This window comes from Pseudomonas sp. RU47 (assembly GCF_004011755.1).
Taxonomy (GTDB): Bacteria; Pseudomonadota; Gammaproteobacteria; order Pseudomonadales; family Pseudomonadaceae; genus Aquipseudomonas.
Map to the genome: position 1 here is coordinate 5,752,937 of NZ_CP022411.1, position 11,960 is coordinate 5,764,896.

The 11,960-nt window shown below is 60.0% G+C and carries 8 protein-coding genes; 5 read left to right on the forward strand and 3 right to left on the reverse strand.

What is annotated here, in order from left to right; genetic code table 11:
- Positions 1-92 precede the first annotated feature (92 nt).
- The gene (gene ettA, locus CCX46_RS26260) at positions 93-1,757 is read right to left on the reverse strand and encodes an energy-dependent translational throttle protein EttA (RefSeq protein ID WP_127929845.1); all 1,665 of its coding nucleotides are present in this window, start codon (positions 1,755-1,757) and stop codon (positions 93-95) included.
- Positions 1,758-2,042: 285 nt separating this feature from the next.
- On the opposite strand from ettA, the gene morA reads away from it, so the two are divergent.
- From morA to CCX46_RS26290, 5 genes are all read left to right on the forward strand, one after another.
- The gene (gene morA, locus CCX46_RS26265; protein WP_127929846.1) at positions 2,043-5,891 is read left to right on the forward strand and encodes a cyclic di-GMP receptor MorA; all 3,849 of its coding nucleotides are present in this window, start codon (positions 2,043-2,045) and stop codon (positions 5,889-5,891) included.
- A 240-nt stretch (positions 5,892-6,131) separates the two neighbouring features.
- On the forward strand, positions 6,132-7,385 hold the full coding sequence (gene glyA / locus CCX46_RS26270; protein WP_007909785.1) for a serine hydroxymethyltransferase: 1,254 nt from the start codon (positions 6,132-6,134) through the stop codon (positions 7,383-7,385).
- Positions 7,386-7,666: 281 nt separating this feature from the next.
- The gene (locus CCX46_RS26280; RefSeq protein WP_127929847.1) at positions 7,667-8,980 is read left to right on the forward strand and encodes a C4-dicarboxylate transporter DctA; all 1,314 of its coding nucleotides are present in this window, start codon (positions 7,667-7,669) and stop codon (positions 8,978-8,980) included.
- 83 nt (positions 8,981-9,063) lie between these two features.
- The gene (locus CCX46_RS26285; RefSeq protein WP_127929848.1) at positions 9,064-9,768 is read left to right on the forward strand and encodes a FadR/GntR family transcriptional regulator; all 705 of its coding nucleotides are present in this window, start codon (positions 9,064-9,066) and stop codon (positions 9,766-9,768) included.
- A gap of 19 nt (positions 9,769-9,787) precedes the next feature.
- Entirely contained in the window at positions 9,788-10,498 is a 711-nt protein-coding gene (locus CCX46_RS26290) for a GntR family transcriptional regulator (protein WP_127929849.1), read from the forward strand.
- 116 nt (positions 10,499-10,614) lie between these two features.
- Here CCX46_RS26290 and yjiA read toward each other — a convergent pair whose 3' ends face one another.
- Together yjiA and CCX46_RS26300 are read right to left on the reverse strand one after the other, a co-directional pair.
- Positions 10,615-11,586 carry a GTPase gene (gene yjiA / locus CCX46_RS26295; RefSeq protein ID WP_127929850.1) on the reverse strand — a complete coding sequence of 324 codons (972 nt, stop codon included), beginning with the start codon at positions 11,584-11,586 and terminating at the stop codon, positions 10,615-10,617.
- A gap of 163 nt (positions 11,587-11,749) precedes the next feature.
- Positions 11,750-11,947: a YbdD/YjiX family protein gene (locus tag CCX46_RS26300; protein WP_003228401.1), complete on the reverse strand. Its 198-nt coding sequence runs from the start codon at positions 11,945-11,947 to the stop codon at positions 11,750-11,752.
- Between the last annotated feature and the right edge of the window lie 13 nt (positions 11,948-11,960).

Below are 11,960 nucleotides of genomic sequence, written 5' to 3' on the forward strand. Positions count from 1 at the left end.
CTCGCGAAGGGATCGCCTCGGTCCCGCTGACAAAACCCGGGCAAAAAAAACGGAGCCCGAAGGCTCCGTTCTTTTTATGCAACCAACCCGAATCAGGCCAGTTTCTTGTGACGTACCCGGTGTGGCTGGGCAGCCGCTTCGCCGAGACGCTTTTTGCGATCAGCTTCGTACTCGGTGTAGTTGCCTTCGAAGAAGATCGCTTGCGAGTCGTCTTCGTACGCCAGGATGTGTGTCGCCACGCGGTCAAGGAACCACCGATCGTGAGAGATCACAATGGCGGCGCCCGGGAAGTCCAGCAGGGCTTCCTCCAGGGAACGCAGGGTTTCAACGTCGAGGTCGTTGGACGGTTCGTCGAGCAGCAGGACGTTGCCGCCCTCCTTCAGGGTCAGCGCCAGGTGCAGACGACCGCGCTCACCACCGGACAGGTCCTTGACGAACTTCTGCTGGTCGCCGCCCTTGAAGTTGAAGCGACCGACGTAGGTGCGCGACGGGATCTCGTAGTTGCCGATGCGGATCTGGTCGGAACCGTCGGAGATTTGCTGGAACACAGTCTTGCTGCCATCCAGGTCATCGCGGCTCTGATCGACGCAGGCCAGTTGCACGGTTTCGCCGACTTCGATGCTGCCCGAATCCGGTGTTTCCTTGCCCATCAGCATGCGGAACAGGGTCGACTTACCGGCACCGTTACCGCCGATCACGCCAACAATGGCGCCCTTCGGCATCGAGAACGACAGGTTGTCGATCAGGACGCGATCGCCGTAGCCCTTGGTGACGTTCTTGAACTCGATGACCTTGTCGCCCAGGCGTGGACCGGCCGGGATGTAGATCTCGTTGGTTTCGCTGCGCTTCTGGAATTCCTGCGATTGCATTTCTTCGAAGCGTTGCAGACGAGCCTTGGATTTCGACTGGCGGGCCTTGGCGCCTTTGCGCACCCACTCCAGTTCTTCTTTCATGGCTTTTTCGTGGGCCGACTGCTGCTTGGATTCGGCAGCCAGACGATCGGACTTGGCTTCGAGCCAACCCGAGTAGTTGCCTTCGTACGGAATGCCTGCGCCGCGGTCGAGTTCCAGAATCCAGCCAGCGACGTTGTCGAGGAAGTAACGGTCGTGCGTGATCGCAACCACGGTGCCCGGGAAGTCGTGCAGGAAGTGCTCCAGCCACGCCACGGAATCGGCGTCCAAGTGGTTGGTTGGTTCGTCGAGCAGCAGCATGTCCGGCGCGGACAGCAGCAGACGGCACAGGGCCACACGACGTTTTTCACCACCGGAGAGGAATTCGACCTTGGCGTCCCAGGCCGGCAGACGCAGCGCATCGGCGGCGACTTCCAACTGGCGCTCAAGGTTGTGACCATCGCTGGCCTGCAGGATCGCTTCGAGTTTGGCTTGCTCGGCGGCGAGCTTGTCGAAGTCGGCATCCGGATCGGCGTAGGCCGCGTAGACCTCGTCCAGACGCGCTTGCGCATCCTTGATCACGCTGACCGCTTCCTCGACCACTTCACGCACGGTCTTGGTCGGATCAAGTTGCGGCTCTTGCGGCAGATAACCGATGTTCAGGTCCGGCATCGGACGGGCTTCGCCCTCGAATTCGGTGTCGACGCCGGCCATGATTTTCAGCAGCGTGGACTTACCCGAACCGTTGAGGCCGAGTACGCCAATCTTGGCGCCCGGGAAGAACGACAGCGAAATGTTTTTGAGAATTTCCCGCTTCGGCGGAACAACTTTGCCCAGCCGATGCATGGTGAAGACGTATTGAGCCATGGAGAACCTTGGGTCAGTGACAGATGAATGATTGCAGCGCAGGCGAAGCCCGGCCAGACCATGCGCGTCGTTCACTTGATGGTTATCAATGCGTGCGCGCTGAAAAAGTCTGAGTCTAGGAGCTGGAACGCTCCCGCGTAACCGGCAAAGCTACCTTAATGACCGGTGGCAGTCCAGCCGCGCGGGGCTGGCACTTCGCCACGACTCAAGGCATGCTAGCCGCCCTTTGGGCGTCCGGCTTATAGTGCACGTCGCGCCAGTCCAGCCAAACCGCAGGATTACAGCTTGTCCAATGTCACGACGCCAGCTTCTGTGAGCAGCACCCCACCGGCGCACGGCTCGTCCCTGCGCGGTACATTAAAGGGTGCGCTGGCGACACTCGTGCTTTTGTTGCTCGCGTTGCTGTTCTGGCAACTGCTCGATCAACTGCGCGAAACCCAGAAAAACCAGCGTCAGTACACCATCGATTACACCGCCGACCTCGCCTCGCAGGTCAGCCTGAACATGGCGCTGAACGCGCAAATCGCCCTCAATCTGCTACCGATCGTCGAACAGCCGCAATCAGCCGACGAACAGCAGGCACTGCTGCGCAAGCTTCAGCAGTCGCTGCCCGATCTGCGCAGCATGGCGTTGCTCAGTCCTTCCGGGCGGATTATCAGCGACAGCGCCGTCGACAGCGACGACGCCAACTACCTGACCGAACTGGTGCGCCGCAGTCGCGCCCAGGCGCATTATTTCAGCAACGCCGATGACGGCTCGGTGGTGCATCTATTACTCCATCAGGCTAGCGGCAGCACCCGCGGCTATTGGGCGTTGCGCCTGACCCCGACGTTCTTCGACTCGCTGACCAAACAGGGTGATACCGGTTTGCGTCCGCTGTGGCTGGTGGAAAACCGCATCAACCATCAGATCATCAGCCGCGACGAAGCGCTGCCTTCAGCCAAACCCGGCGTGCTGACCCCGGACGATCTGGCCAACACCGTGCTGACCGTGCCGCTGAGCAGCAGCGATTGGCAGTTGCGCGGCCTGTTCGACCGCCAGCGCGTGCTGGAAGAATTGCTGCCGGCGTTCATCGGCAAATGCCTGTTGGGCCTGGCATTCTCGATGCTGCCGGTGATCGCGCTGTTGAACATGCGCCGCCGTCAACGCCAGTTACATGAGGGTCGCCGACGCTATCAGGACATTTTCGAAGGCACTGGCGTGGCCCTGTGTGTGCTGGACCTGTCCGGCCTCAAGCAGGTCTTCGACAAGGCGCAGATCCAGACCAGCGATCAGCTCAAGGCGTGGCTCGACCAACCGCAGCAACGCCAGCAACTGCTGCAGGAACTGCGCGTCACCGAGGTCAACCAGGTCGCGTTGCAACTGCTCAACGTCAACTCTTGCGAGCACGCCTGGCAACTGCTGATCGACGGCCATCCGCACCGCCAGTGCGCGATCGGCAATCAAGTCCTCGATGCCGTGCTGCAGCAACAAAAGCAGCTGGAACTGGAAATCAAACTGCCGGACATCAATGGCCGCGATCAACACCTGTGGATGGTGTTGCGCCTGCCGACCGAGCAGCACGACTACAAAGCGGTGATCCTCAGCATCAACGACATCACCAGCCGCAAGCTGATCGAACTGTCGCTGCTCGAACGCGAAGGTTTCTGGTCCGACGTGGTGCGCACCGTGCCGGATCATCTGTACGTGCAAGACGTGATCAGCCAGCGGATGATTTTCAGCAACCACCATCTCGGCCAGACCCTCGGCTACAACCGCACCGAATTGCACCAGATGGGCGAGTACTTCTGGGAGATCCTGCTACACCCGGAAGACGCCGACTACTACCATCGCTCGCGCCAGTTGCAGCGCCACGCCGGTTACAGTCAGTTGCTGCAATGCCAGTTGCGTTTCCGTCATCGCGACGGCAAGTGGCGGCGTTTCGATATTCGCGAACAGGCCCTGGCCCGCGACAAACATGATCAGGTCACGCGGATCATCGGCGTGGCCAAGGACATCACCGAACAGATCGAAGCCAGCGAATCGCTGCGTGACAGCGAGCAGCGCTACCGCATGCTCGCCGAAAGCATCAGCGACGTGATTTTCTCCACCGACAGCAAGCTCTCGCTGAACTACGTCAGCCCGTCGGTGCAGGCTGTGCTGGGTTACGACGCCGAGTGGATTTTCCAGAACGGCTGGCAATCGACCATCGCCAACCCGCAGCAACTGAGCGGCATCTACACGCTGATGGATCGCGTCAGCAAGGCGTTGGACAAACCCGAGCAACTGGCCATTTTGCGTAGCCAGGTGCAGACGCAATTGTTCCTGTTCGACTGCCTGCGTGCCGATGGCCGCAAGATCCCGATCGAGCTGCGTCTGGTGCTGGTGTGGGACGAGCATGGCGCGTTTGAAGGCGTGCTCGGCGTCGGTCGCGACATCAGTCAGCAGCGCCGCGCCGAAAAAGACCTGCGCATGGCCGCCACGGTTTTCGAGCATTCGACCTCGGCGATTCTGATCACCGATCCAGCCGGCTACATCGTTCAGGCCAACGAGGCTTTCAGCCGCGTCAGCGGTTACGCAGTGAGCGAAGTGCTCGACCAGTTGCCGAACATGCTCACGGTCGACGAACAACAGGACGCGCACCTGCGTTACGTGATCAAGCAATTGCACGAGCACAACACGTGGGAAGGTGAAGTCTGGATGAAGCGCCGTAACGGCGAGCACTACCCGGCGTGGGTCGGCATAACCGCGGTGCTCGACGACGAGGGTGATCTGGCCAGTTACGTGTGCTTCTTCAGCGACATCAGCGAGCGCAAGGCCAGCGAGCAGCGCATTCACCGCCTCGCCTACTACGACGCCCTGACCCATTTGCCGAACCGCACGCTGTTCCAGGATCGCCTGCACACCGCGCTGCAATCGGCCGAACGGCAGAAGTCGTGGGTGGTGCTGATGTTCCTCGACCTCGACCGCTTCAAGCCGATCAACGACTCCCTCGGCCACGCCGCCGGCGACCGTATGCTCAAAGACATGGCCACGCGCCTGCTGGCCTGTGTCGACGATGACGACACCGTGGCGCGCATGGGCGGTGACGAATTCACGCTGCTGCTGCAACACCGCTCCAGCCGCGAAATGGCGCTGAACCGGGCGATTCATGTCGCCGAGCAGATCCTTGGCAGCCTGGTGCGACCGTTCGTGCTCGAAGGCCGCGAGTTCTTTGTCACCGCGAGTATCGGCATCGCCCTGAGTCCGCAGGACGGCAACGAACTCAGCCAGTTGATGAAAAACGCCGACACCGCGATGTACCACGCCAAGGAGCGTGGCAAGAACAACTTCCAGTTCTATCAGGCCGACATGAACGCCAGTGCGCTGGAGCGTCTGGAACTGGAAAGCGACCTGCGCCACGCCTTGGAACAGAACGAATTCGTCCTGTATTACCAGCCGCAGTTCAGCGGCGACGGCAAGCGTCTGACCGGCGCTGAAGCGCTGTTGCGCTGGCGCCATCCACGTCGTGGACTGGTGCCGCCGGGAGATTTCATTCCGGTGCTCGAAGAACTCGGTCTGGTAGTCGACGTTGGCGACTGGGTGATCAGCGAGGCTTGCCGCCAACTGAAGACCTGGCACCAGAACCGCGTGCGTGTACCGAAGGTCTCGGTGAACATCTCCGCGCGGCAATTCTCCGATGGCCAGCTCGGCACGCGGATCGCCACGATCCTGCGCGAAACCGGCCTGCCGCCGGCGTGTCTGGAACTGGAACTGACCGAAAGTATCCTGATGCGCGAAGTCAGCGAAGCGATGCAGATTCTTGCCGGGTTGAAAAACCTCGGCCTGAGCATTGCGGTCGATGACTTCGGCACCGGTTACTCATCGCTGAACTACCTCAAGCAATTCCCGATCGACGTGCTGAAAATCGACCGCACGTTTGTCGACGGCCTGCCGTCCGGCGAGCAGGACGCGCAAATTGCCCGGGCGATCATCGCCATGGCGCACAGCCTGAATCTGGCGGTAATCGCCGAAGGCGTGGAAACCCATGAACAGCTGGACTTCCTGCGTGAGCACGGTTGCGATGAGGTTCAGGGCTATCTGTTCGGGCGGCCGATGCCAGCGGGACGGTTTGAGGCGCAGTTCAGCAATGACGCGCTGTTCATGTTCGACTGAAGTCCTGCGGCGCGGCCATCGCGAGCAGGCTCGCTCCCACAAGGGATTGATGTCGGTCAGAAAACCGCAAGAGCACCTCGGTTACTGTGGGAGCGAGCCTGCTCGCGAAGCGGCCTTCAAAAGCACCGCACATCTGTCATGAACGCCACTTGTCTGCGACATGATGTCGTTTCATATGCCATCCAAAACCCATTGGGTTAGAATGCCCCCCTTTTCTGCCCCCGATCCTTGAGGACCGCCATGTTCAGCCGTGATTTGACTATTGCCAAGTACGACGCCGACCTTTTTGCCGCCATGGAGCAAGAAGCTCAGCGCCAGGAAGAACACATTGAGCTGATCGCTTCGGAAAACTACACCAGCCCAGCGGTGATGGAAGCTCAAGGCTCGGTCCTGACCAACAAGTACGCCGAAGGCTACCCAGGCAAGCGCTACTACGGTGGTTGCGAGTACGTCGACATCGTTGAGCAACTGGCTATCGACCGTGCAAAAGAACTGTTCGGCGCCGATTACGCCAACGTTCAGCCGCACGCCGGTTCGCAAGCCAACGCTGCGGTCTACCTGGCTCTGCTGCAAGGTGGCGACACCATTCTGGGCATGAGCCTGGCCCACGGTGGTCACCTGACTCACGGCGCCAGCGTTTCCTCCTCGGGCAAACTGTACAACGCTGTGCAGTACGGCATCGACGCCAACGGTCTGATCGACTACGACGAAGTCGAGCGCCTGGCGGTTGAGCACAAGCCGAAAATGATCGTGGCCGGTTTCTCTGCCTACTCGCAGATTCTCGACTTCCCACGCTTCCGCGCCATCGCGGACAAAGTCGGCGCTTACCTGTTCGTCGACATGGCTCACGTAGCCGGTCTGGTTGCCGCGGGTGTTTACCCGAACCCGGTGCCTTTCGCTGACGTCGTGACCACCACCACGCACAAGACCCTGCGCGGTCCACGTGGCGGCCTGATCCTGGCTCGCGCCAACGCCGACATCGAGAAGAAGCTCAACTCCGCGGTATTCCCGGGCGCCCAGGGTGGCCCGCTGGAGCACGTGATCGCCGCTAAAGCGATCTGCTTCAAGGAAGCGCTGCAGCCAGAGTTCAAGGCCTACCAGGAACAAGTGGTGCTGAACGCCCAGGCCATGGCCGAAGTGTTCATCGAGCGCGGTTTCGACGTAGTTTCCGGTGGCACCAAGAACCACCTGTTCCTGCTGTCGCTGATCAAGCAGGACATCTCCGGGAAAGATGCTGACGCCGCTCTGGGCAAAGCGTTCATCACCGTGAACAAGAACTCCGTGCCAAACGACCCACGCTCGCCGTTCGTCACTTCCGGCCTGCGCTTCGGTACTCCGGCTGTGACCACTCGTGGCTTCAAGCAAGCCGAGTGCAAAGAGCTGGCCGGCTGGATCTGCGACATCCTGGCTGACCTGAACAACGAAGCGGTGATTGACGCCGTTCGTGAGAAAGTCAAAGCCATCTGCAAGAAACTGCCGGTATACGGCGCTTGATTGCGACGTTAAACCCGCAGCATGAAAAACCGGCCAAGTGATTGGCCGGTTTTTTTTCGCCCCTGATTTCCCGTGTAGGCGCAGCCTTCGGCAGCTCCTACACGTGGCTATGGCCACTGGTCAGACCGGTCATGCCAATTTTTGATCTTTTCACTTGTCATCCCGAAAAAACCGAGCGTAGACTGCACCCGCACTGGACATACCGGTAAGACCACAATAATTAAGTCCTGAATCTGAGCGTGCAAGCGCCAGCAGCCAGGACACCGACCAGGATTCCTCCCATGCTCAGATGGTGCTCGCGTTCAATCTTCCTCCAAGTGGTTCTCGGACTGGTGCTCGGCATCGTCTGCGGGCTGACCCTCCCTGAATACTCGGCCCAGCTCAAACCGCTCGGCGACGGCTTCATCAAACTGATCAAGATGCTCATCGGCCTCATCGTGTTCTGCGTGGTGGTCAGCGGTATCAGCGGCGCCGGCGATCTGAAGAAGGTCGGGCGCATCGGCCTCAAGTCGGTGATCTATTTCGAAGTACTCACCACCATCGCGCTAGTGATCGGTCTGGTCTTCGCCTTCAGCACCGGTATTGGCAGCGGCGCAAATATCCATCTGGAGCAGCTATCTTCCGCCGATATGGGCGATCTCGCCGAACGCGGCCAGCACATGCACACCACCACGCAGTTCCTGATGGATCTGATACCGACTTCGGTGATCGGCGCTTTTGCCGACAACAACATCCTGCAGGTGCTGCTGTTTTCGGTACTGTTCGGCAGCGCGTTGAATCTGGTCGGCGAAGCGGCCTCCGGGACCTCGCGACTGATCAACGAACTGAGCCATGTGATCTTCCGCATCATGGGCATGATCGTGCGTCTGGCGCCGATCGGCGTGTTCGGCGCTATCGCGTTTACCACCAGCAAATATGGCCTCGATTCCCTGCAACACCTGGGCAGTCTGGTCGGTTTGTTCTACCTGACCTGCATCGCTTTCGTCAGCGTGATTCTCGGTCTGGTGATGCGTGCTTCCGGCCTGCGCATGTGGCCGCTGCTCAAGTACCTGCGCGAAGAACTGCTGATCGTCATGGGCACCGCCTCGTCCGACGCCGTGTTGCCACAGATCATGCGCAAACTCGAACACCTCGGCATTGGCAGCTCGACCGTGGGCCTGGTGATTCCGACCGGGTACTCGTTCAACCTCGACGGTTTTTCGATCTACCTGACCCTGGCCATCGTCTTCATCGCCAACGCCACCGGCACTCCGCTGGCGATGACTGATTTGCTGACGATTCTGCTGGTGTCGCTGATCACCTCCAAAGGGGCACACGGCATTCCAGGTTCGGCACTGGTGATTCTGGCTGCCACGCTGACAGCGATTCCGGCAATTCCGGTGGTCGGTCTGGTGCTGGTGTTGGCAGTGGACTGGTTCATGGGCATTGGCCGGGCACTCACCAATCTCATCGGCAACTGCGTCGCCACTGTCGCCATTGCCCGTTGGGAAAAAGACATCGACGTGCAACGCGCCAACAAAGTACTCAGCGGCCAGCAGGGCTACACCTTTCAGCCGCGTAAACCAGCAACTCCGGCGCACCAGCAGGAGTTCTGATTTCAACCCTATCGGCGCTGCCGCAAATGGCGATCTCTTGATTTCGGTTTGCGGCGCCCCTTTGGGCACATGGAGCAAGACAAGTGATTACTACATCAACCGTCGTCAACTCAGTCGTAGAAAAACTCCGTGCGGCGCTCGCCCGTGGCCAGTGGCGCTCCGGCGACATGCTGCCGGGCCAGCGCGAACTGGCCGAACAACTGGGCATCAGCCGCCCGAGCCTGCGCGAAGCGGTGATCGTCCTGGAAACCCTTGGTCTGGTGCGTTCGATGCCGGGCAAAGGCGTGATCGTACTTGATGCGCATCTCAGCGACAGCCAGAGCCACGACAGCGCAGTCGCCGGCGCCAGCCTCGAAGACGTGCTGCAACTGCGCTACACCCTTGAGCCGTTCATCGTCGGCCTGGTCGCGCAGTCGATCAGCAGCAAGGAAGTCGGCCAGTTGCGCCTGACCCTGATGGACATGCGCGAAGCCCTCGAGGCCGGCGACAGTGACGCCGGCGTCAGCGCCTACATCGCCTTCCACGAAGAGTTGTTCACGCTCACCTCGAATCCGATCTTCCAGAGCGTGGTGCAGCAAACCAGCAACGCCCTCAAGCAAAGCGCCGAGGTGTTGCGCAATTCGCCGGAGCATCTGGCCGAGCGGCTGGAAGAAAACGAGGCCGTGGTGCGCGCGATCCGCAGCAAGAACAGCGCCCAGGCCAGCGCCGAAATGCGTCGGCACATTTTGCGCGAAGGCCAGCGGATGGGGATTGAGTTGAATATTCCGGAAGACAACCTGAGTCGCTGATTTCTATTGGAGACAGGCCATGAACAGTTTCGCTTCACCGTCGCAAACCCACCCAACCACAGCGCCCCTGCCCTTCTCCCGCGTAAGAGTGCCGGCGGAGGATCTGTACCCGCGACTGTTCGACGCGATTCTCGAGCAGCGCATCGATCCGGCCAGCCGTTTCACCGAAGACAGTTTGAAAGAGATGTTCTGCGCCAGTCGTGCCGATGTGCGCCGGGTGCTGACGCAGTTGTCGCTTGAGCAGGTCATTGTGCTGCGCGCCAATCATCGGCCGCGTGTGGCAGCACCCGATCGGGAGCAGACGCGGCAGGCCCTGCATGCGCGGCGACTGGCCGAAAACACCTTGGTGCGTCTGGCCTGCCAGCGTCCGCAAGCGGAAGGGTTGAAACGCTTGCGCGGGCTGATCGAACGCGAACGTCAGGCCGTTGAGCAGGATCGGCGGGGTGCGGCGATTCGTTTATCCGGGGAGTTTCATCTGACGTTGGCACAGATGGCGGGGAACGCACCGTTGGCGCATTTTCTTGGCAGCCTGGTGCCGCTGACGTCGTTGGCAATTGCGCGGTGTGAGGGTACTACGCACAGTTGTTGCGCATGGCAGGAGCATTTGGCGCTGGTTGAGGCGGTGGAGCGTGGCGACGCTTCCAAGGCTGGCATGATGATGAATCGGCATCTGGATCATCTTGAGCAGACATTGCTGGGTTCAGACCTTGAGCATTGTGCTGTCGGTTAGATCGCCTTCGCGAGCAGGCTCGCTCCCACAGTGGACCGCGTTGTGTCAGGAAGAATGCAATTCACTGTGGGAGCGAGCCTGCTCGCGAAGAGGCCATCACTGACAACCAAGATCCATCAGGCAGAAGCCACTCTGGCAAACCCCGCCCGAATCTTCTCTTCCGGCAAATCATCGGCAATAAACACGATCACACTCTCCCGCGCCTCACCCTCGGCCCATTCAGTGTCCCAGTCGAAACCGTAAAGCTTCAGCACACCCTGAAACACCAAGCGCCGATCCTCACCGGCAATGTTCAGCACGCCCTTGTACCGCAGCAATTGCTTGCCGTGTTCTTCCAGCAGCTCATTCATGAACTCACTGAGCTGATCGATATCCAGCGGCTGATCGGTGCGCAGCACCAGACTGGAAATGCGATCAATCGATGGCGCCTTGCTCACCGGACGCAGGCTCAATCCAACGCCGAGATCAGCATTGAGGTTGAAGCCGCGCACATCCAGCAGTTCAGCCAAATCAATGCTGCCGTGCTCGACCACACGGATCGGTGCGCGACGGTTGATCCGCGTCAGCCGTTCGCTCAGTGCGCTGAACGTGGCTTCGTCGACCAGATCGGTCTTGCTCACCAGCAAGCGATCGGCAAAACCGATCTGCGCCTGGGCGATGGTCTGGGTCAGGTGTACATCCGCGTGCGCGGCATCGACCAGGGTGATGATGCCGTCGAGCAGATAACGCTCGCGCAGTTCTTCGTCGATGAAAAACGTCTGTGCCACCGGAGCAGGGTCGGCCAGACCGGTACACTCGATGACCAGACGATCAAAGGCGATCTCGCCACTGTCCAGACGCTCAAGCAGCAAGTACAGCGCCTTGGTCAGATCGGTGTGAATGGTGCAGCAGACGCAGCCGTTGGCCAGGGTCATGACTTGCACCGGCTCGTCACCCAGCAGCTGAGTGTCGATACCGGCGTCGCTGAATTCGTTTTCGATCACGGCGATTTTCAGGCCGTGCTCGGCTTTCAGAATATGGCGCAGCAAAGTGGTCTTGCCGGCGCCGAGGAAACCGCTGAGTACCGTTACAGGTATGGGAGAAGACAAAACTGATCCCCTTCACAAAATGAATGAACAACACAAAAACAACTGTGGGAGCGAGCCTGCTCGCGAATACGGTGTGTCAGTCAAATCATTCATCAACTGACACTCCGTATTCGCGAGCAGGCTCGCTCCCACAGGGGGATTACCTCAACCGCAGGCTGTCATCTCAACAGCACTTCGGCCCACCCTTGCCACCGTAACGCGCTTCCTGACGTTCGCGGAAGAACATCTCGTAGCTCATCACCGGTTTGTCCGGGTGCTTGGTTTGCATATGCTCGACGTACGTGTCGTAGTCGGGCATGCCGACCATCAGGCGCGCGGCCTGACCGAGGTATTTACCGAGGCGACTCAGGTCATTGAACATGGTGCAATCCTCT